We start from the raw sequence: 20,215 nt of genomic DNA on the forward strand, positions 1-20,215 counted from the left end.
TCAGACCGGGTCGAAGCTGTTGATCAGCCAGCTCCCGTGCACCTTTACCAGGCCCTCGCGCACCCCGCTGGTGGTTTCTTTCGGCTCGCTGTCTCGGCTCGTCGTCCGCTGTTTGAGAAAAAGCAGGATCGCCGCCGAGGTGGCGGTCAGACTTTCCACCCCGGCCTGCCGAACCGTGGTGGTGACCGCGGTGCCTTTCTCCAGTACGGCCGGACGGATGGTCTCGCTGGTCAGCTTCCGGTACGACTCCAGGAAGTTGCCGGTCAGCAGTGCGAGCGCCGCCCGGTTGTCCTCGTCGAAGGTCGCCGGGGTATAGCTCAACACCTTCACGGTGGCGTCGGACGCGGCCTTGATCGCCGCTTCCCGTGCACTGGGTTGGTCGGCTACGGGCGCCGATTGTGCAGTCTTGGCCATGAACTGCCAGCCGCCGACGGCCACGGACGCCAGAGTGGCTGCCGTCAAGGCGACGACCAGCACCCACCAAGCGACCCGTCTCATGACACGAACTCCACTTTGGACACCTTGTAGGCGTCGCCGATCTTCTCGACGCGCAGGATCAATCGGTACTGCCGAGGATCCTGGGAGGACCCGCTGGCACTCGTTGTTTTCGCTGTCGAAGCGACCAGGACCTGTGCCGTCGTGCCGGTGATCGAGTTCAGGGCCGCGCTGCTGACCGTCCCCGTGCTCACCACGTTCGAATCGATGACAACCTGGGTGAAACTTGTGCTCGTCTTTGCGAATTGGTCGTGGAACTCGCCCGTGGACCCATCCAGGATCCGCTGGACGTCACTGGTGGCCGACTGCGGGTTCAGACTGGTCAACCAGACCGTGAACTGCTTGGCGTAGTCGACATACGGTTGCCATTGTGGTGCTGCGGTAGAGACCGCCTGCGGACGCAAGACCTCGGTTGCGGCGAAGCTGACCGCACCGGCGAGCAGCACTACCAACACCAACGGGACCAGGACCGCGGGCCAACGGCGCTTTGTCGACGGCGGCGCAGGATAAGGAATTGGTTGCCAGGGTCCCGGCTGCCAGGGCTTCGTCTGTGGAATTCCGGGTGGATCGGGTGGCCGCCAAGCGGGGGCCGGGTACTCGGGTGCCGCGACTGGTGGCTGCATCGGGGCCGGTTGCGTCGCCGGTTGGCTCGGCGCTGCAACCTCCGTGGCCATCGCCGCACCGAGCGCCTGCGCGAAATCCGCGCACCGCGGATACCGCTGCGCGGGATCCTTGGCCATCGCCTTGGTGAGCACCGCGTCCAGCCGCGCTAGTGCCGGGCGGTGCTCGGCCAGCACCGGTGGTGGTGCGGTGAGGTGTTTGCCGATGATCACTGCCGCGTTGGAAGACTCGTACGGCGGCACACCAGTGAGCAGATGAAAGGCGGTGGCGGCCAACGCATATTGGTCCGCCCGGCCGTCCAGCGGCTCGCCCGTCAATTGTTCGGGTGCCCCATACGCGATCGATCCGACCGTCACGTTAGTTGCCGTGAGACCGCTGATCTCATCGGATCGCCGGGCAATCCCAAAGTCCGCCAACAGGATTCGCCGCTGATCGAGCTCGGACCCGGTGAGCAGGATATTGGCCGGTTTAACGTCTCGGTGCAGCAGGTTGCGCTGGTGTGCGTAATCCAGGGCGTCGGCGACCGCGGCAACCACCTCCAGCACCTGCTGTTCCGGTAACCCGTTGGGGCCGGTTTCGGGCAGCAAGCGCGCCGCATCGGTGCCCTCGACGTAATCCATCGTGATCCACAGCTGATCATCGAACTCGCCGCGGTCGTGCAGACCCACGATGTTGGGGTGCCACAGCGTGGCCGCCAGGTCGGCCTCACGGTTGAAACGTTGTCGGAATTCGGCGTCGCTGGTCAGCGATGCGGGCAGAATCTTCAGCGCTTCCAACCGCGGCAACCTAGGGTGCTGGGCCAGATACACCTCGCCCATGCCGCCGGAGCCCAGTAGGCGCAGAATCGTGTAACCGGCAAAGACGTCGCCATCGCGTAGCGGCATGACAGCAAATCCTACTAACTAGCGGCCGCAAATTCGGCCCCGCACGGCATGGGGCGCAGATGTGACACCCTGTAGTAGTGAATCCTTCGACGACTCAGGCCAGCATCGTCGTCGACGAGTTGATCCGCGGTGGGGTCCGCGACGTGGTGCTGTGCCCGGGCTCACGTAACGCGCCGCTGGCCTTCGCACTGCAGGATGCCGACCGGGCCGGCCGGATCCGGCTGCACGTGCGCATTGATGAACGCACCGCCGGTTTCCTGGCGATCGGCCTGGCGATCGGGGCGGACGCCCCGGTGTGCATCGCAATGACGTCGGGCACCGCGGTGGCCAACCTGGGACCGGCGGTGGTCGAAGCGAACTACGCCCGTGTGCCGCTGATCGTGCTCTCGGCCAACCGGCCCTACGAACTGTTAGGCACCGGGGCCAACCAGACAATGGAGCAGCTCGGCTACTTCGGTACCCAGGTACGCGCGGCCATCAGCCTGGGCTTGGCCGAGGACGCGCCGAACAACATCGCCGCGCTGAACGCGACGTGGCGCTCGGCGACCTGTCGGGTGCTAGCCGCCGCTACCGGTTCGAGAAGCGCGAACGCCGGCCCGGTGCAGTTCGACATCCCCCTGCGTGAACCGTTGGTGCCCGATCTTGAACCACACGAGGCCCCGGACGGCCGTCCGCAAGGCAAGCCGTGGACCTTTACCCCGCCGGTAACCTTCGACCAGCCGCTGGACATCGACCTGACGCCGGACACCGTCGTCATCGCGGGCCACGGTGCGGGTGTGCACCCCAACCTCGCGGAATTGCCGACCGTTGCCGAGCCCACCGCGCCGGCGCCGGCGTCGGGCGGCAACCCACTGCATCCCCTGGCGTTGCCGCTGCTGCGCCCCCAGCAGGTCATCATGCTGGGCCGGCCGACGCTGCACCGCCCGGTGTCGGCGCTGCTGGCCGATTCCAAGGTGCCGGTTTTCGCGCTGACGACGGGTCCGCGCTGGCCCGACGTCTCGGGTAACTCGCAGGCCACCGGTACCCGGGCGGTCATCACCGGCGCACCGGACCCGGCCTGGTTGCGCCGTTGCGCAGAGCTGAACCGAAGGGCGCTGGCTGCGGTGCGCGGGCAGCTTGTCGAGCATCCGCTGACCACGGGACTGCACGTTGCCGCCGCCGTCAGTGACAGTTTGCACCCGGGCGACCAGTTGGTGCTGGGTGCCTCCAACCCGGTGCGGGACATGGCGCTGGTTGGGCTGGACACGCACGGTATCCGGGTGCGCTCCAACCGCGGAGTCGCCGGGATCGACGGGACGGTGTCCACCACCATCGGGGCGGCGCTGGCGCACGAGCGGGCCCACCAGGGGCGAACCATCGCACTCATCGGAGACCTGACGTTCGTGCACGACAGCTCCGGGCTGCTGATCGGGCCTACCGAGCCGGTGCCGCGCGACCTGACCATCGTGGTGTCCAATGACAACGGCGGCGGCATATTCGAGCTGCTCGAGCAGGGCGACCCCCGGTTTTCCGACGTGTCGTCGCGGGTTTTCGGCACCCCCCACGACGTCGACGTCGGCGCGTTGTGTCGCGCGTACCACGTGGAGAGCCGCCAGATTGAGGTCCACGAGCTGGCGTCGGCGTTGGGCGAGCCCGCGGGCGGGATGCGCGTGCTGGAAGTCAAAGCCGACCGGTCGTCACTTCGACAGCTGCACGCCGCCATTCGGGCGGAATTGTGAAATCACCGAAAGCCTTGTGGCGCATACTGGTTCACGACGCCACTGCGGCACCGCCGCAGACCCGGCCGCGGATAGTCGTGCGCTGGGTGCGTATCACCGTGCTGATCGTCACTTTGCTGGTGACGCTGCAGTCGGTGTTGTTGGTGGCCGGCGCCTTCCGCAACGACCTGGCGATCCGACGCAACATGGGTGTCGCTCAGGCCGAGGTGCTCAGTGCCGGCCCGCGACGCTCCACGATCGAGTTCGTCACCCCCGACCGCGTCACTTATCGGCCGGAACTCGGCGTGTTGTACCCGTCCGAGTTGGCCACCGGAATGCGCATCTACGTCGAATACAACAAGAAGGACCCGAACCTGGTCCGGGTGCAGCACCGCAACGCGGGGTTGGCGATCATCCCCGCCGGATCCATCGCCGTGGCGGCCTGGCTGCTGGCTGCGGCCGCGCTGATCGGTCTCGCGGTCCTGGACAAGCGGTTCAAGCACTAGATCTTCGCGTCGAGTATCCCCCTGCGCAACCTTCTCGACAGTCGGCGCTGCCAACGTGGTCGACGTGCGCGTTGCTATCGTCGCCGAATCGTTTCTTCCGCAGGTCAACGGGGTCAGCAACTCGGTCGTCCGAGTCCTCGAGCACCTGCGGCGGACCGGTCACGAGGCACTTGTCATCGCTCCGGACAATCCACCGGGTGAGCCACGTGCCGATCGCCTTCACGACGGGGTGCGGGTGCACCGGGTGCCGTCGCGGATGTTCCCCAAGGTGACGACGCTACCGCTAGGGGTGCCCACACCCCGGATGCTGCGGGCGCTGCGCGGATTCGACCCCGACGTGGTGCACCTGGCTTCACCGGCGTTGCTCGGCTACGGGGGGCTGCGGGCGGCCCGTCGCCTCGGTGTGCCAACGGTAGCTGTTTACCAAACCGACGTGCCGGGTTTCGCCGCGAGCTACGGCATCCCGACAGCCACCCGAGCCGCCTGGGCGTGGTTCCGGCACCTGCACGGTATGGCCGACCGTACCCTGGCGCCCTCCACCCCCACCATGGAAGTCCTTGCCGCTCAGGGCTTCCCGCGTGTTCATCGCTGGGGTCGCGGGGTCGACCTGCTGCGCTATGCCCCGTCGGCGCGCGACGAGACGCTGCGGCGGCGGTGGTCCCCGGACGGCAGGCCGATCGTAGGGTTCGTCGGCCGGCTGGCCCCGGAGAAACATGTCGAGCGGTTGGCGGTGTTGGCGGCCGGGGGCTCGGTGCGCCTGGTCGTCGTCGGCGACGGCGTGGACCGCGTCAAGTTGCAGTCACTAATGCCCACAGCGGTTTTCACCGGCGCACTCTACGGCGACGAACTCGCCGTGGCGTACGCCAGTATGGAAGTATTCGTGCACCCCGGCGAGCACGAGACGTTCTGTCAGGTCGTGCAGGAAGCGCTGGCGTCGGGGTTGCCGGTTATCGCCCCCGACGCCGGCGGCCCACGCGATCTGGTCGCGCCGTGTCGCACCGGCTTGCTGTTGCCTGTCGAGGAGTTTGAGGCGCGGCTGCCGAGCGCGGTCGCCCAGCTGCTGACCGAGCGGTCGCGGTACGCTTCCGCGGCCCGCCGCAGTGTGCTGGGACGCAGCTGGCCGGTCATCTGCGACGAGCTGCTCGGGCACTACGAGGCGGTGCTTTCGCCGGCCGCTCGTGCGCGCGCCGCGGTAGGGCGTACGCGAAGGGCCTGAGTGCTCCTGCGGTAGCCACGGTAGCGTCGGCACGGTGAGCAGAGCGGATCTGGACAAGAACCCCCGAGACGTAGCGTCGATGTTCGACGGTGTCGCTCGCCGGTACGACATCACCAACACTGTGCTCTCCTTCGGTCAGGACCGTTATTGGCGCCGGGCCACTCGGTCCGCGCTGCACATCGAACCCGGCCAGAAGGTGTTGGACCTGGCCGCGGGCACCGCGGTGTCCACGGTCGAGTTGGCCAAGTCCGGGGCGTGGTGCGTGGCAGCCGACTTCTCCGTCGGGATGCTGGCGGCGGGTGGCGCCCGCAACGTGCCCAAGGTTGCCGGGGACGCCACCCGATTGCCCTTCGACGACGACGTGTTCGACGCGGTCACCATAAGCTTCGGGCTGCGCAACGTAGTCGACTTTGCTGCCGGGCTGCGTGAGATGGCCCGCGTCACCCGCCCCGGTGGCCGCTTGGTGGTGTGCGAATTCTCAACTCCTACAAACGGATTGTTCGCGACCGCCTACAAGGAGTATCTGATGCAGGCGCTGCCCCGGGTGGCCCGGGCGGTGTCGAGCAATCCCGAAGCCTATGTCTACCTTGCCGAGTCGATCAGGGCGTGGCCGGATCAGGCGGCGCTCGCACAGCAGATTGCGCAGGCCGGCTGGTCGGCGGTTCGGTGGCGCAACCTGACTGGCGGCATCGTTGCGTTGCACGCCGCTTACAAGCCGTTGCGCTGACGGGAATTCCTTGCGCTCAGACTTTTTCGAGCGGCCTGCGCAACGTCGATATTCTGGACATCCGCTGCCCGGGCAGATCGCTGCACCATCGCGTCTCGTCATCGCCGTCCTGCCGTAGAGTACGGATATGTCGACGTCGCCCGATTTGGGAACAGAGCGTCGGCGGCGTCCCAGAGACCGCAAGGAGCAGATCGCCCGGGTCTCGGCGGAGGCATTCAGTGAACTCGGCTATCACGCCGTGAGCATGGAACTGATCGCCGCGCGGGTGGGCGTCACGGCGGCGTCGCTGTATCGCCACTACGACCGCAAATACGACCTGTTCCGTGAAGCGGTGCTGGCGCTGGGGGAGCAGCTGGTGGCGTGCACGGCCTTCCTCGACGACGAGCGTGACGATCCCGAGGACATTTGGAATCACGCTGTGGCGGAACTGATTAGCACAACGCTGAGGAACAGAACCAGCGGCGGCCTGTATCGGTGGGAGGGTCGCTACCTCAAGCCTGACGACCAAGAGGTGCTCAACGAGCAGATCAAGTTGGTCAACCGCAGGCTGCAGCGACCGCTGTCCCGGCTGCGGCCTCAGCTCACTTCGCGGCAGCGCTGGACGTTGTCCTCGGCGGTGCTCAGCGTCATCGGCAGCATCACTGATCACCGTGCGCAGCTACCAGACGATCAGATCTACTCCACGCTGACGCGGATTGCGCGTGCGGTACGCGACGCAGACCTGCCCGACGACGAACCGGGTCGCGATCGGCTGGCAACCCCTTCGGTGGCGCCGGCCGCGGGTGATTATGAGCAGATCCTGCATGTCGCGATAATGCTGTTCAACGAGCGGGGATACCGCGAGACCGGAATGGATGACATTGCCGCGGCGGCGCATTTGCCGACCACCAGTCTGTACCGCTTCTTCAGTGGCAAAGGCGCGATTCTGGCGACCATCTACCGTCGCGCCGCCGACCGGGTTTCCAGTGATGTGTCCGAGATTTTGGGAAACACCGACGCACCGGTGGACGCGGTCACCGAGTTGGTCGCTGCTTACGTACGGCGTTCCTTCGCCCGCCCCGAACTCGCGTACGTTTACTATGCCGAGCGCAGCAACGTACCGGCTGAGGAGCGAACGGCGCTGCGCAGCATCCAGCATGCGACCGTCGAGGCATGGGTACAACAGGTGCACCTCGCCACGCCCGAAATCCCAACGGATGAAGCGCGATTCGCGGTGCACGCGGCGTTCAGCATGGTGGTTGACCTAGGCCGGCTCATGCAATACGAGAACACTGAGATATCTCGCGGGGTGGTGTGTCATCTGCTTTGCACCACGCTGCTGGGTCCGCTACCGGAAACCGCAACCGCCGGTCGGTCTTCGCGCACCCGGCAACCGGGCCGCTAGTGTCCCGCGCTTTGCAAGAAGCCCACGTGCTCGGGGCAGTAGTGGTCGAGCGCGGCGCCGAGGAACTGGAACGCCTGCCCCTGCGTGGTACCCAGTGGCAGATTGCGTTGTAGGAACTTGGCCGAGTCATAAGCGTTGTGGTCGACGTTCTTGTCGATCCGCTGGCAGCTGATCTTGCCCAACCACGCGTTGTAATCCTGCGGCCCGTAGATGCCGTAGGTGTGCAGTTGAGCGTTAAAAGGAGCGTCGTAGTCGTCGGCCTGGGCGGGCGCCGCCAACCCGACAGCGGCGACCACCAGGGCGGCGAGTGGAGCCAGCCTCGTGACCTTCATTAGACAGACTATACGCCTAGGCGGTCGGCTCGATCAGCCCAGATGTGCCGAAAGGAGCCAGGCGCCCACCGACCGTCGACCGTCGCCCTCGTCTCGTGCGTCAAAGCCGGGCATCGCGGGCAGCTCCGCCGGAACGTGCGCATGAATGCGTGCGGGCGCGATGTCGTCGATCTCCCAGTATTTGGCTACCACTTCGCGCAGTTCGTCCTGGGTGACGGCGTTGATGGGGCCCTCGTCACCGACTGCCGCCCTGTCGAAGACCAGCACGAAGTACGACGCGCCGGGAGCGGCTGCGCGGACGATCGACTGCTGGTAGCCCTCGCGGAGTTCGACGGGCATGGAGTGGAACAGCGTGCTGTCCACGATGGTGCCGAACCGGCCCTGCGATCCTGCCGGGTAGCTGTCGAAGTCGCTGATGTCGGCGACCGCGAAGGTCGCGTTGGTAATTCCCCGCCGCTGCGCCTCCTTGCGGGCCAGCTCGACGGCGGTGGGGGAGGCGTCCAGCCCGACGGTGGCGTGTCCGCGTTCGGCCAGGGCCAGCGAGATGGCGCCCTCGCCACATCCGGCATCCAGGACGTCACCCTGGAACTTGCCCTGCTCGATCAGTGCGGCCAGCTCCGGCTGTGGCTCGCCGAGGCTCCATGGTGGGCGTACTCCCGGGCCGAATTGCTCGGAGTCGCCGCGGTAGGCCTGCTCGAATTGAAAATCCGTGGGTGCGTTCATGTATCCACATATATCAACGAGCCTGATATATGTCAATGAAGCTGATATACACCCGGCAACGCACTCAGCTGAACGGCGGCCGGCGATCGATCAGCCGGGAAGCACGTCCGCCAGTGCGCCAGACCCGCGCCACCCAGTCGGCGTCGTCGTCTGTCACCAGGTTGGCCATCACCCGCACCGCGATCCGCATCAGCGTGCTGGAGCGCATCGCGATCGGCCCGGTAGCCGGCAGGAACCGCTGGAACGTCAGCAGCAGCGCCAGCCTTCGGGCCACCGAGAAGCCGCGCGCGTAGTGGTCGGTCAGCAGTGCCGGCCACAACTGCGACAGGTCACCAGAGTCCAGCACCTCGGCGCCCAGCCGCCCGGTCTCCAGGCCGTAGTCGATTCCCTCGCCGTTGAGCGGGTTGACGCAGGCCGCGGCATCGCCGATCAGCATCCAGTTCGGCCCGGCCACCCCCGATACCGCGCCGCCCATCGGCAGCAATGCCGAGGCGATCGCCCTGGGCGGACCGTCGAAGCCCCAATCGTCGCGATGCAGGTCGGTGTAGTACGAGATCAGCGGCCGCAGCGCCAGGTCGGCAGGCCGCTTGGTGGTCGAAAGCGCTCCCACGCCGATGTTCACCTCACCGTTGCCCAGCGGGAAGATCCAGCCGTAGCCGGGCAGCACCGTGCCGTCCGGCGAGCGCAACTCCAGATCCGACGTCAGCCAAGGGTCGTCGCTGCGTTCGGTGGCCAGGTAGCCGCGAGCGGCGACGCCGTAAACCGTGTCCTGATGCCAACGGCGGCCCAGTTTGCGGCCCAGCGGAGACCGCGCCCCGTCGGCGACGATCAGCTGACCACAGCGCACCTCGGTACGGTCGGCCAGCGTCAAAGACACCACTCTTCGTGACGAATCATGATGCACTTCAATGGCTTTGGTCCCTAGCAGCATGCGCGCTCCGGACTCCTCGGCGACCTTGCGGATGCGATCGTCGAGTTCGAGACGGGCCACCGCGCTGCTGTACGCCGGGAACGACGGGCCGGGCCAGGCGACTTCCACCTCGCCGGCGAAGCCGCTCATCCGCAGTCCTCGGTGCTTGATCCGGCCGTCGAGCCAGTCGCCGAGCCCCAGCAGTCGCAGTTCGGCAATTGCACGGGGCGTCAGCCCGTCCCCGCACGCCTTGTCCCGCGGGAAGCTGGCCGAGTCGATGACGAGCACGTCACGACCCGCACGTGCGGCCCAGGCCGCCGCCGCGGACCCGGCCGGCCCGGCGCCCACGACGACGACGTCGGCCTGGGAGACTCTGCTGTTCACGCTCACCAGTATGTTGGTCGAATGCAAACTCCGGCGACCTTGGTGGCGGGCGTTGACTTGGGCGACGCCGAATTTGCGGCGACCGTGCGCGACGGTGTGGCCCGCGTCGAGGAGCTGATAGATGTGGAGTTGCGCGGCTCCGACGCAGTGATGACCGAATCGCTACTGCATCTGTTCAAGGCTGGCGGCAAACGGTTTCGGCCGCTGTTCACCATCCTTGCCGCCCAAACCGGGCCGAACCCGGAAAACACCGAGGTCACGCGCGCCGGGGCAATCGTCGAACTCATCCATTTGGCCACGCTGTACCACGACGATGTGATGGACGAGGCCGAGGTGCGCCGCGGCGCGCCCAGTGCCAACGCACGGTGGGGCAACAACGTGGCGATTCTGGCCGGGGACTACCTGTTGGCGACGTCGTCGCGGCTGGTGTCCACGCTGGGACCCGACGCGGTGCGGATCGTCGCCGAGACGTTCGCCGAACTGGTGACCGGGCAGATGCGAGAGACACGTGGCACTCCCGAGGGCGCCGACCGCATCGAGCAGTACCTGAAGGTGGTGCACGAGAAGACGGGCAGCCTGATCGGTGCCGCGGGCCGGTTCGGCGCGATGTTCTCGGGGGCCGACGACGAGCAGGTGGAGCGGCTGAGTCGGCTCGGCGCCACCGTGGGCACCGCGTTTCAGATTGCCGACGACATCATTGACATCGACAGCGAGTCGTACGAGTCGGGCAAGGTCCCCGGCACCGATCTGCGTGAGGGTGTGCGCACGCTGCCGATGCTCTACGCCCTGCAGGAGACCGGTCCCAGCGGTGCACGCCTGCGGGAGCTGCTGGCCGGGCCCATCCACGACGACGACGAGGTGGCCGAGGCGTTGACGCTGCTGCGGGTGTCGTCTGGGATGGCCAAGGCCAAGGAAACGCTCGCACAATATGCAGCTCAGGCCCATCACGAGGTGAGCCTGCTGCCCGAAGGGCCGGGCCGCAGGGCGTTGCAGGCGCTGGTCGACTACACCGTCAGTCGGCACGGCTGACCCTGATCTTGCGCGCCCGGAACCTTCTGGGACGTTCCGGGCGTTGAATCGGCGGTAATCGACAAAATTGCGCGTGTTCGTAGGAGGACGCACCAATGACGTGGCATCCCCATGCCAACAGGCTGAAGACATTCCTGTTGTTGGTCGGTATGTCCGCGATGATTGTGTTCGTTGGCGCGCTGTTCGGCCGCACGGCCCTGATTCTGGCAACGTTGTTCGCCGTCGGGATGAACGTCTACACGTACTTCAACAGCGACAAGCTGGCGCTGCGCGCCATGCACGCCCAACCTGTCTCGGAGCTGCAGGCCCCGGGGATGTACCGCATCGTGCGCGAGCTCGCCACCTCAGCCCATCAACCCATGCCCCGGCTGTACATCAGCGACACCAGCGCGCCCAATGCGTTCGCCACCGGGCGCAATCCCCGCAACGCCGCGGTCTGCTGCACCACGGGCATCCTGCAGATCCTCGACGAGCGTGAGTTGCGTGCGGTACTGGGCCACGAGCTGTCCCACGTCTACAACCGCGACATCCTGATTTCGTGTGTGGCCGGCGCGCTGGCGTCGGTGATCACCGCGCTGGCCAACATGGCCATCTGGTTCGGCGCGTTCGGCAGCAACCGCGAAGGCGGCGCTAATCCCTTTGCGATGCTGCTGGTTTCGCTGCTGGGGCCGATCGCTGCGACGGTGGTACGGCTGGCGGTGTCTCGCTCGCGTGAGTACCAGGCCGACGAGTCCGGTGCGGTGCTGACTGGCGACCCGCTGGCCTTGGCGTCGGCGCTGCGCAAGATCTCCAGTGGGGTTCAACTGGCGCCGTTGCCGCCGGAACCGCAACTGGCCAACCAGGCGCATCTGATGATTGCCAATCCGTTCCGCGCGGGTGAGCGGATCGGCTCGCTGTTCTCTACCCACCCGCCGATCGAGGACCGCATCCGCCGGCTGGAGGCGATGGCACGCGGCTGAGGGGCATCCCTCTTACCGCGAGCGTCTGCAGTCATGTGGCAGGTCCGCTCCGGGGGTGGGTTCCCTCACCGCGAGCGTCCCCAAAATGCCGCTCCTAGCGGCATTTTGACGCACCTACGAGGACGCTCGCGCAGACCTGAAGCCCGAGGGTCGGTGCAGATGCGGGGTCAGGCGGCGGCGTCGGGCGCGTCACTGGCGATCAGCGACACGAGATGCCTGCGTGGCGGATGGCCGCGCTCGAGCAGCCCGTCGACCCGGACTTCTCCGCCGGTCGCGTGGTGCCGCTGCTGCCAATCCGTAATCGCCTGGTGCGCAGCATGATCGAGGTAGCTGACCGCGATGTGCAGCGTGACCGTGGTGCGTTCGGGCACCGACGTCAACACCCGGGTCAGCCGGGGCAGGCTCAGGAATGTGCAGGCGCCCTCGACGATCACCCTCCATTCGTCGCCGTCGGCGACGGCTTCGACCTTGGCTCGCACCACGCGCCAGCCGGTCATCGCGATGGCCAGCGCCAGCCCGATCATCACTCCGTGCAGCAGGTTGAGAAAGACCACGGCGATGATGGTTACCAGGTAGATCGCGAAATCGCCAGTCTTGAGCGCGGTTTCGATGTGTGCCGGTTGTAGCAGCTGAATGCCGATCACGATCAGCAGCCCGGCCAGCGCGGCGCTGGGAATCTGTTCAATCAGGCTGGCGAAGGGTAGGGCGAACAGCAGGATCCAGAAGCCGTGCAGGATGGTCGAGGCACTGGTCTTGGCGCCCGCCTTGATGTTGGCCGCGCTGCGCACGATCACGCCCGCTATTGGCAGGCCGCCGATAGCTCCCGAGACCAGGTTGGAGGCGCCCTGGCCGATCAGCTCGCGGTCGAGGTTGGTGCGCGGGCCGTCGTGCATGCGGTCGGTCGCCACCGCCGTCAAAAGACTCTGCACGCTGCAGATGAGAGTGACGGTGATGATGCCGATGACTACCGCGCCCCAGTTGCCGTGCGGTATCGCGGGCAGGGCCAGGGCGTCGATCACCGAGCCGTCCAGCGCGATTCGTGAGACGTGGAACGGGAACAGCACGGAGACAAGGGTTACCACCACGATGGCGACCAGCGGTCCGGGAACCGCGGCCAGCTTGGGTGGCACCCAACGCCAGGCAACCATGATGGCGATCACCAGCACGCCCAGGAAGAGGCCCGGCCGCTGCGCGCCGATGATCTGCGCGGGCAACTCCACGACGTTGACCCACGCCGAGCTGTGCGACGCGCCGCCAAGAAGTACGTGGGTCTGCTGGAGCGCGATGGTGATTCCGATACCGGCCAGCATTGCGTGCACCACTACCGGTGAAATCGCAAGTGCCGCACGCGCTACTCGACTGAGTCCCAATAGAATCTGCATCAGGCCTGCCACGGCGGTGATGAAGCAGGTTACCCCCCAACCAAATTCGGCGATGAGGTCTGCGACGATCACGGTCAGGCCTGCGGCAGGACCGCTGACCTGCAAGGGAGAGCCACCCAACGCCCCGCCGATGACCCCGCCGACAATCGCCGCTATCAGGCCGGCGAGCACCGGTGCATCCGAGGCGATGGCGATACCCAATGAAAGAGGTAGCGCGACCAGGAAAACCACCAAAGAGGACGGTAGGTCATGGCGCAGCACCGATCGCCAACGCTCGCTTCGCGATTCGGCTGCATTCACATCGGCGAACTGTTCGAACTGTCGCATCGGAGGCTCCCTCGTCAGGTCAAGCGGGGGACATTCCGACATCCCGCCCCGTGTCACGTTCTCGTAACATATTGGCGCACAAGCAATTACGTGTCAGCCGTAACGACGATGTTTTGGGCTGGACCGCCTGGCGACCACTTCCTGACGGTAGGTGGGTGGCCAACCGCGGGCAACCTGACGCGCCAGGTGCATAGCGAACGCAAATTTTCTTGGTGAGTCCCTGGATGGCGTGACCCAGGTTACACTCGCCGATGCTGCGGCGTCAGAATCCCGATCCGTGCACCTCGTGTCCGGGCACCTCGGCGGCCAGCCCGAAGTAGGCCTGCTCGACGGTGGAGCCGTGGTTGATGACGGCGTCGACCTCGCGGGCGATCGGCATGTTCAGGCCGAACTCATTGGCGAACTCCATGATCACGCTGGCGGCCTTGACGCCCTCGGCGACCTGGTTCATCGACGCAATGATCTCGTCGATCGGCTTGCCCGCGCCCAGTTGTTCGCCGACGTGGCGATTGCGGCTGCGCTGGCTGGTACAAGTGACAATCAGATCACCCAGGCCCGCCAGCCCAGGGAAGGTCTCGGTGTCGCCGCCCATCGCCACGCCGAGCTTGGTCATTTCGCGCAGCGAGCGGGCGATCACCAGAGCGCGGGTGTTCTCGCCGATGCCCAGCGAATAGCCCATGCCGACGGCGATGGCGAACACGTTCTTCAGCGCGCCGGCCATCTCGACGCCCACCACGTCGTCGGTGGTGTAGACACGGAAACGCCGGGTGCGGAATAGGCCGGAAAGCCGGGTCGCCAGATGCTGGTCGGGCATGGCCAGCACTGCGGCGGCGGCGTAGCCCTCGGCGACCTCGCGCGCGATGTTCGGTCCCGCCAGGATGCCGGCCGGGTGGCCGGGCAGGATCTCCTCGATGATTTGCGACATCCGCATGTTGGTGCCCTGCTCGAGGCCCTTGACCAACGAAACCACCGGCACCCAGGGGCGCAGCTCTTTGCTCAGTTCGGTGAGGACGTCGCGGAAGCCGTGCGAGGGCACGCCCATGACCAGTACATCGGCGCAATTCGCCGCCTCGGCGAAATCGGTGGTGGCGCGCAGGGATTCGCTGAGCACAACTTCGTTGCCGAGATAGCGGCTGTTGCGGTGGTTTTCGTTGATGTCTTTGGCGGTGTCCTCCGAGCGCACCCACTGCAGCGTCGGCCCGCGGCGCGCGCAGATGGACGCGACGGTGGTACCCCAGGACCCGCCACCGAGGACAACGACTTTGGGCTCGCGCTTCTCAGCTGACATGGTTTTCACCCTATTGCGGTCACCGGGCATTTCCCAAGGGTTCACCGGATACCAAGGGCCTGCCGGCGTGGGACTTCGGCCCCTAGCCGCAGCAGTCCGCGGCGACCGAATGTGGGGGGCGGAGCTTTGCCGTGAGGAGGAACCATGTCGCGAAGTGCGGAGTTGGCGCGGATCCCGATAATGTCACGCGCTGCCAGGACCTTTGCGGTGTTGTCAGCTGCGGCAATTCTGGCCTTGGCCGGATCCCCGGGTGTCGCGAGGGCAGACGGGGGTCGACCACAGTCCAACCCAGAGCAACGAGCTGCCGCACTGATCCGGCCCGCCGTGATGGTCTTGAGCGCGCAGACGTACGGAATGGTCAAGCTCCCTGACGGTAGGACGCTGTCACTGTTCGGCGAAGGATCCAGCGCTCCCATCATCGCCACCTGGACGTGCACGGCTTTCGTCGTCAATCCCGACGGCTGGGTGGCCACGGCGGGCCACTGCGCGGACCCGGACACGGCACGGCGGCTGATCCTCACTCGCGCGGCGACCGAATACCTGAGGCAGTTCCCCGACTCGCCGGTGGGGGACGATCCGCTGGTGGTGGCCGAATGGCTGTCCCGTGGCGCGAAGGTGGAAGGAGCCGGGCCCGGCCAGAGTCCGAGTGTCGGTCTGACCTTGGTATACGGCACCGGAACCAAGGTCACCGACAAGGTGCCTGCCAGCGTCGTGGATTTCCGGCGGTTGGGCGAAGGCGACGTGGCGCTGCTCAAAATCGACAGGCGCAATTTGCCGTCGTCGGAACTTGCGACCGACGCCGAGGTCAGCATCGGTACTCCGATGCTGGCGGTGGGCTTTCCGGAAACCACGCAACGGGCAACCGGCCGGACTTTGGACCCGACCAACAAGAGTGGCAAGGTCAGCAAGAAATCGAGCATGGAATCTAGCCCGGTATACGAGATCGACGCCGCGCTGGCCGAAGGCATGAGTGGGGGTCCGGCGGTCGATCTGTCCGGCCGGGTGATCGGAGTGAACAGCTTCGGCCCCGTCGGCGAACCGCAGGCCTTCAACTTCGTCGCCCCTGCCGACGGCCTCGCGTCACTGATGGCAGCCAAGGCCGTCAGGTCCGCGCTTGGACCTGCTGATCGCCACTACCGGCAGGGGCTTGCCCACTATTACGCGGGCCGCTATACCGACGCGATTAAGGATTTCGACCAGGCCCTGATGCTGTCGCCCGATTATCCCGGCCTGGTCGACCTCAAGGCCAGCGCAGCCAATCTGCGCCAGCAGTATGGCGATGTCGCAACGCTGCGCGACTCAAAGCTGTTGTGGTACGGAGGTGGGGCCGTGGTGGTGCTGCTCGTGGTCGGCGCCTGGGTGGTCACTGCCAAGATGCGAGGCCGTCGTCGCGCCGAAGCCGTGCCCGGCGAACCCGTCGTGGCGCGTCCGCTGGAACTCGTTCCCGTGCAGCGCCTCTCGCCGGGGGAGCCGCATTTCTGCGCGAATTGTGGAGCGCAGCACCATCACTCCGAGAAGTTCTGTCCGAACTGCGGCGAGAAGATAGTCCAGGGCGAATCCGCCTGACCGGCTACCCGGCCAGCGCCGCCCGATCACCGGCCCGCCCGAAAGCCATGGCCTCTTGGATGCGGTCAAAACGGTAGTCGATGGCATCGGCGAAGTAGTTCTGCCGTACGTTCCACGGCCGCTTAGTGCCTGACTTGGGCAGTGCGTGCAGCGCTCGCCGCACATAGCCGGCCTGGATGTCCCAGGCCGGTTTCTCCGCCATCGGCTGACCGCCCAAATGCGGACTGGCGTGGGTGTAGCCGTTCGCGGACATGTACTCGATTAGCTTGGCCGTCGCGCGGGCGGTCATGTCGGCGCGCAGGGTCCACGACGCGTTGGTGTAGCCCACACACCAGAACAAGTTGGGCACGTCTTCGAGCATGTGCGCCTTGTAGACAAAACGCTCGGTCGCGTTGATCGGGGTGCCGTCGATGCTGAGGCTGGCCCCGCCGAGCGCCTGCAATTGCAGGCCGGTGGCGGTGACGACGATGTCGGCGTCCAAGTGCGTGCCGGATTTCAGCGCAATCCCGGTGGCGTCGAAATGGTCGATGTGGTCGGTGACCACTTCGGCTTTGCCGTCCTTGATGGCCTGGTAGAGGTCGGCGTCGGGGATCAGGCACAGTCGCTGGTCCCAGGGGTTGTACTTGGGCTTGAAGTGGACGTCGACGGCGTAGCCCTCGGGAAGGTTCTGGATCGCTTTGCGGCGCAGCAGCCACCTCACATACGCCGGCGTCTTTCGCGACAGGAACCACAGGACAGCTTCGGTCAATGCGCTGTAAAAGCGGATCACCAGATGGGCTACCCTCCGCGGCAACAACTTCCGGCAGATCCACGCCACCTTGCCGTACTTGGATGCCGAGATCATGTAGGTCGGTGAGCGCTGCAGCATGATCACCTTGCCGGCACGGTCGGCCATTGAGGGGATCAGCGTCACCGCGGTGGCTCCGCTGCCGATCACCACCACGCGCTTGCCGGTGTAGTCAAGGTCCTCGGGCCAGTGCTGTGGGTGCACCACAGTGCCGCCGAAGTTCTCGATGCCGGGAAAGTCCGGCGTGTAGCCCTCGTCGTAGTTGTAGTAGCCGCTGCCGAAGAACAGAAACCGGCACCGACACTGCTTGGTGGTGCCCTGTTGTTGGAAGCTCACCGTCCAGGTGTCGGTCGCAGAATCCCAGTCCGCGCTGCGCACGTAGCTGTCGAACCGGATGTACCGGTCGATACCGTACTTACGGGCCGTGTCGGCCAGGTATTCGCGGATATGGTCGCCGTCGGCCACACCCTCCTCCCGAGTCCACGGCTCGAACGGGAAGCTCAGCGTGAAAATACTGCTGTCCGAGCGCACCCCGGGGTACCGAAATAGGTCCCAGGTGCCGCCGATGCGCTCGCGCCGCTCCAGGATCGCGTAGCTGATCGAGGGATTGCGCTGCGTGATCCGGTACGCCGCGCCGATGCCGGAGATGCCGGCGCCGACAATCAGAACGTCGACGTAGTCGAGTTCAGCGGGGGTTTGGGCGGCTTCTTGAGAAGTCAGGGTCATCGTCTGAGAACCTCACTCGATGTCGGGGACGCCGTAACCCAGAGTAGGCACCCACCGGTTGGTCGGGCCAGGGACCTTGTGCCCTGCCCACGCGTGCTGCGCCTTCTGGCGGTGCATTGCGCGCGGTGCCGCCAGACGCGCGCCGCTAGCGGTAGTTGACGAACTGCAGCGCGACGTCGAGGTCGGCCTTCTTGAGCAGCGCCTGCACGGCTTGCAGGTCGTCCCGCTTCTTGCTGGTGACGCGGACCTCGTCGCCCTGGATCTGGGTCTTGACCGACTTGGGGCCTTCGTCGCGGATCAGCTTGGTGATCTTCTTGGCGTTCTCGCTATCGATGCCCTGCTTGAGGGTGCCGTTGACCTTGTATGTCTTGCCGGATGCCTGCGGCTCGCCGGCGTCGAAGGCCTTCATCGAGATGTCGCGGCGGATCAGTTTCTCTTTGAACACGTCGACCGCGGCCTTGACGCGCTCCTCGGTTGAGGAGGTCAGCTCGATACCTTCCTCGCCTTTCCAGGCGATTTTGGTCTCGGTGCCGCGGAAGTCGAATCGGGTGGACAGCTCCTTGGCTGCCTGGTTGAGTGCGTTGTCGACTTCCTGCCGGTCAACCTTGCTGACGATGTCGAATGATGAGTCCGCCATTGCGGTGTATCCCTCCTTCGGTACTGGCCGTTTGTGCTCTGTCTACCCGGTCGTTGTACCCTGCTAGGCGGCAGGTTGCCCGAGCGGCCAATGGGAGCGGACTGTAAATCCGTCGCGAAAGCTTCACAGGTTCGAATCCTGTACCTGCCACCACCAGGTCAGAGGGCATTTCCTTCTGGCGCAGCGGGCTTGAGGACGTTGATCGTCCGCAGGGCGTCCGCGTGTTGCTGTTGTGGAGGTCTTCGATCCGAAGCCGGTGTCGCCGATCATCGCCCGATCGCTTCCGCCGTCGATGCGGACTTCGAAGTCGGGGAAGGTTAAGCGAGACATCGCCAAGATGCGCAGGCAGCAGAGGGGTCTTATCGTTTGGCATTCAGCTCGGCTCGCCAGATGATCTGACCAGCCTGGTAGCGCGGTGAATACATTCTTCCAGCGGGCCGCGGTCACAATATCGGTTCCAAACCCAGGCGGCACCGACGGCGACGGCGGCGAATACCGATAGATTCAGCACAGATTCGCCCGGTAGTGCTGCCCTATTGTCGCGATCGTGGGCCGCCATGCCCATCGCTTCGATGGCGATGAGGTGGACGACGTAGACGGTCAATGACATCGAGCCCATAGCGACCAGGGGCGCTACCAGTCGCGGGATTCGAATTGCGATGGATGTGCAGAGGGCTATCACGACGATCGCGGTACCTATACCGCCGACGATCTCGAATGGTGTGCCGGTGTGCTCCTCGGCGTTGAACAGTGAACTCCATCGCAAACCACCGGGGCTTCCCGTCGTCGGGTTTGATTCGTCCATCGGGACCACGACGGGGCCGTGGACGATCCCCGTCGCAATCCACGCGGTGCTGTAGGCGAGCACCGCGGCCCCAGCGCCGCCCACCGCTAGCGCGAGACGGGCTGCCGGTCGCCGTAGCTCAAGGCGACCCAGTGCTATCCCGGCGATGATGAACGGTGTCCAGGTCAGAACGGGGTAGCCGCCAGTGAGGATCAAATTTGTCAGACTGTCGCCCCCCAGCCGGGCAAGGGGATCGAATCGCTCCGCCGCAGTGAAGCTGGCGATAACGGCAGGCTGACGAAATACGATCGACGCCATCGGTGTCAGCAGCGCGAGCACGGCGGCGATCGCAAAGTTCGTCGTCGGTCGCAACCTCAAGAACGGCAGCGCAATAACGAAAAGGACGCCGTAGTACGCCAAGATCACCGGTATTGCCGTGCCCCACATTGTCAGGCCTGCGCCGAAGGCGAAGATGATGCCGGCCCGTACCACAGTCCGCCGCCGAAGCACGGCGGGCACAGCTTGACCCGCGGTGTGCGCACCACCCGTGGCCAGCGCGAGGGATAGGCCAGCCAAGGTGGCGAACAGGATCGAGGCGCGGCCGTGCGAGGCGTACATCATTGCGCCTACTACGCCGCCCACCTGGGGATCCGGACCGACGTGGGCGGCGAACATTCCCAATATCGCGATACTGCGTGCCAGATCGATACCGGCGATCCGGCCGGTCACCGGTGGTTGGGAGTCGACGTGGCCGCCCGCCGGGTCGTGAACTAATCCGGTCACCGTCTGATCATGGTGGGGCCTATGGTGTTGCGGCACCTGGCAAGTGGCCATTTCGGCCATCCGACAGG

Annotated in this window: 18 protein-coding genes and 1 tRNA gene; 9 read left to right on the forward strand and 10 right to left on the reverse strand. The window is 65.8% G+C overall.

Annotation, left to right across the window (positions count from 1 at the left end; genetic code table 11):
- Together H0P51_RS04490 and H0P51_RS04495 are read right to left on the reverse strand one after the other, a co-directional pair.
- A complete protein-coding gene (locus H0P51_RS04490) occupies positions 1 to 498 on the reverse strand; it encodes a hypothetical protein (RefSeq protein WP_180916830.1) in 498 nt (165 codons plus the stop codon).
- Positions 495 to 2,000, reverse strand: a complete 1,506-nt coding sequence (locus tag H0P51_RS04495; protein WP_180916831.1) for a serine/threonine-protein kinase — start codon at positions 1,998 to 2,000, stop codon at positions 495 to 497. The genes H0P51_RS04490 and H0P51_RS04495 overlap by 4 nt, the downstream gene beginning before the upstream one ends.
- A gap of 77 nt (positions 2,001 to 2,077) precedes the next feature.
- Here H0P51_RS04495 and menD point away from each other — a divergent pair, with 77 nt between their 5' ends.
- From menD to H0P51_RS04520, 5 genes are all read left to right on the forward strand, one after another.
- Positions 2,078 to 3,718, forward strand: coding sequence for a 2-succinyl-5-enolpyruvyl-6-hydroxy-3-cyclohexene-1-carboxylic-acid synthase (gene menD, locus H0P51_RS04500; protein ID WP_180916832.1), 1,641 nt, complete (start codon positions 2,078 to 2,080; stop codon positions 3,716 to 3,718).
- Positions 3,715 to 4,203, forward strand: coding sequence for a DUF3592 domain-containing protein (locus tag H0P51_RS04505; RefSeq protein WP_180916833.1), 489 nt, complete (start codon positions 3,715 to 3,717; stop codon positions 4,201 to 4,203). Before menD ends, H0P51_RS04505 begins: the two co-directional genes overlap by 4 nt.
- A 64-nt stretch (positions 4,204 to 4,267) precedes the next feature.
- Positions 4,268 to 5,419, forward strand: coding sequence for a glycosyltransferase family 4 protein (locus H0P51_RS04510; RefSeq protein WP_180916834.1), 1,152 nt, complete (start codon positions 4,268 to 4,270; stop codon positions 5,417 to 5,419).
- Positions 5,420 to 5,453: 34 nt separating this feature from the next.
- Complete coding sequence (locus H0P51_RS04515) at positions 5,454 to 6,146, forward strand: demethylmenaquinone methyltransferase (RefSeq protein ID WP_180916835.1); 693 nt, start codon at positions 5,454 to 5,456, stop codon at positions 6,144 to 6,146.
- 127 nt (positions 6,147 to 6,273) lie between these two features.
- Complete coding sequence (locus H0P51_RS04520) at positions 6,274 to 7,530, forward strand: TetR/AcrR family transcriptional regulator (RefSeq protein ID WP_180916836.1); 1,257 nt, start codon at positions 6,274 to 6,276, stop codon at positions 7,528 to 7,530.
- Here the strand turns inward: H0P51_RS04520 and H0P51_RS04525 are convergent.
- The 3 genes from H0P51_RS04525 to menJ form a co-directional block, all read right to left on the reverse strand.
- The gene (locus H0P51_RS04525) at positions 7,527 to 7,862 is read right to left on the reverse strand and encodes a DUF732 domain-containing protein (RefSeq protein ID WP_180916837.1); all 336 of its coding nucleotides are present in this window, start codon (positions 7,860 to 7,862) and stop codon (positions 7,527 to 7,529) included. The genes H0P51_RS04520 and H0P51_RS04525 overlap by 4 nt on opposite strands.
- Positions 7,863 to 7,895: 33 nt before the next feature.
- Positions 7,896 to 8,585, reverse strand: a complete 690-nt coding sequence (locus H0P51_RS04530; protein WP_213016725.1) for a class I SAM-dependent methyltransferase — start codon at positions 8,583 to 8,585, stop codon at positions 7,896 to 7,898.
- 64 nt (positions 8,586 to 8,649) lie between these two features.
- Positions 8,650 to 9,879 (reverse strand): menaquinone reductase, encoded by a 1,230-nt coding sequence (gene menJ / locus H0P51_RS04535; RefSeq protein ID WP_246398392.1) that lies wholly within the window; start codon positions 9,877 to 9,879, stop codon positions 8,650 to 8,652.
- Between the two features lie 21 nt (positions 9,880 to 9,900).
- Here menJ and grcC1 point away from each other — a divergent pair, with 21 nt between their 5' ends.
- Both grcC1 and htpX read left to right on the forward strand, forming a co-directional pair.
- A complete protein-coding gene (grcC1, locus tag H0P51_RS04540; protein WP_180916839.1) occupies positions 9,901 to 10,908 on the forward strand; it encodes a nonaprenyl/(2E,6E)-farnesyl/geranylgeranyl diphosphat synthase in 1,008 nt (335 codons plus the stop codon).
- A 95-nt stretch (positions 10,909 to 11,003) separates the two neighbouring features.
- Entirely contained in the window at positions 11,004 to 11,867 is an 864-nt protein-coding gene (gene htpX, locus H0P51_RS04545) for a zinc metalloprotease HtpX (protein ID WP_180916840.1), read from the forward strand.
- Between the two features lie 167 nt (positions 11,868 to 12,034).
- Here the strand turns inward: htpX and H0P51_RS04550 are convergent, their stop codons facing one another.
- Positions 12,035 to 13,576 (reverse strand): SulP family inorganic anion transporter, encoded by a 1,542-nt coding sequence (locus H0P51_RS04550; RefSeq protein ID WP_180916841.1) that lies wholly within the window; start codon positions 13,574 to 13,576, stop codon positions 12,035 to 12,037.
- Positions 13,577 to 13,838: 262 nt separating this feature from the next.
- Entirely contained in the window at positions 13,839 to 14,864 is a 1,026-nt protein-coding gene (locus tag H0P51_RS04555; protein ID WP_180916842.1) for an NAD(P)H-dependent glycerol-3-phosphate dehydrogenase, read from the reverse strand.
- A gap of 144 nt (positions 14,865 to 15,008) precedes the next feature.
- On the opposite strand from H0P51_RS04555, the gene H0P51_RS04560 reads away from it, so the two are divergent.
- Complete coding sequence (locus H0P51_RS04560) at positions 15,009 to 16,430, forward strand: trypsin-like peptidase domain-containing protein (RefSeq protein ID WP_246398395.1); 1,422 nt, start codon at positions 15,009 to 15,011, stop codon at positions 16,428 to 16,430.
- Positions 16,431 to 16,434: 4 nt separating this feature from the next.
- On the opposite strand, the gene H0P51_RS04565 is transcribed toward H0P51_RS04560, so the two are convergent.
- Positions 16,435 to 17,943: a flavin-containing monooxygenase gene (locus H0P51_RS04565; protein ID WP_180916843.1), complete on the reverse strand. Its 1,509-nt coding sequence runs from the start codon at positions 17,941 to 17,943 to the stop codon at positions 16,435 to 16,437.
- 145 nt (positions 17,944 to 18,088) lie between these two features.
- Entirely contained in the window at positions 18,089 to 18,580 is a 492-nt protein-coding gene (locus H0P51_RS04570) for a YajQ family cyclic di-GMP-binding protein (RefSeq protein WP_180916844.1), read from the reverse strand.
- 69 nt (positions 18,581 to 18,649) lie between these two features.
- On the opposite strand from H0P51_RS04570, the gene H0P51_RS04575 reads away from it, so the two are divergent.
- Positions 18,650 to 18,733 (forward strand) — tRNA-Tyr (locus tag H0P51_RS04575).
- A gap of 220 nt (positions 18,734 to 18,953) precedes the next feature.
- On the opposite strand, the gene H0P51_RS04580 is transcribed toward H0P51_RS04575, so the two are convergent.
- Positions 18,954 to 20,147 carry an acyltransferase family protein gene (locus H0P51_RS04580; RefSeq protein ID WP_180916845.1) on the reverse strand — a complete coding sequence of 398 codons (1,194 nt, stop codon included), beginning with the start codon at positions 20,145 to 20,147 and terminating at the stop codon, positions 18,954 to 18,956.
- Between the last annotated feature and the right edge of the window lie 68 nt (positions 20,148 to 20,215).

It is taken from the genome of Mycobacterium vicinigordonae (assembly GCF_013466425.1).
Lineage (GTDB): Bacteria > Actinomycetota > Actinomycetes > Mycobacteriales > Mycobacteriaceae > Mycobacterium > Mycobacterium vicinigordonae.

Bases quoted from the DNA above. Each gene is read 5' to 3' on its own strand.
- H0P51_RS04565 (WP_180916843.1), bottom strand. From the start codon at position 17,943: ATGACCCTGACTTCTCAAGAAGCCGCCCAAACCCCCGCTGAACTCGAC.
- H0P51_RS04560 (WP_246398395.1), top strand. From the start codon at position 15,009: ATGTCGCGAAGTGCGGAGTTGGCGCGGATCCCGATAATGTCACGCGCT.
- H0P51_RS04520 (WP_180916836.1), top strand. From the start codon at position 6,274: ATGTCGACGTCGCCCGATTTGGGAACAGAGCGTCGGCGGCGTCCCAGA.
- H0P51_RS04550 (WP_180916841.1), bottom strand. From the start codon at position 13,576: ATGCGACAGTTCGAACAGTTCGCCGATGTGAATGCAGCCGAATCGCGA.
- H0P51_RS04525 (WP_180916837.1), bottom strand. From the start codon at position 7,862: ATGAAGGTCACGAGGCTGGCTCCACTCGCCGCCCTGGTGGTCGCCGCT.
- grcC1 (WP_180916839.1), top strand. From the start codon at position 9,901: ATGCAAACTCCGGCGACCTTGGTGGCGGGCGTTGACTTGGGCGACGCC.
- H0P51_RS04495 (WP_180916831.1), bottom strand. From the start codon at position 2,000: ATGCCGCTACGCGATGGCGACGTCTTTGCCGGTTACACGATTCTGCGC.
- H0P51_RS04530 (WP_213016725.1), bottom strand. From the start codon at position 8,585: ATGAACGCACCCACGGATTTTCAATTCGAGCAGGCCTACCGCGGCGAC.
- H0P51_RS04490 (WP_180916830.1), bottom strand. From the start codon at position 498: ATGAGACGGGTCGCTTGGTGGGTGCTGGTCGTCGCCTTGACGGCAGCC.
- H0P51_RS04555 (WP_180916842.1), bottom strand. From the start codon at position 14,864: ATGTCAGCTGAGAAGCGCGAGCCCAAAGTCGTTGTCCTCGGTGGCGGG.
- htpX (WP_180916840.1), top strand. From the start codon at position 11,004: ATGACGTGGCATCCCCATGCCAACAGGCTGAAGACATTCCTGTTGTTG.
- H0P51_RS04570 (WP_180916844.1), bottom strand. From the start codon at position 18,580: ATGGCGGACTCATCATTCGACATCGTCAGCAAGGTTGACCGGCAGGAA.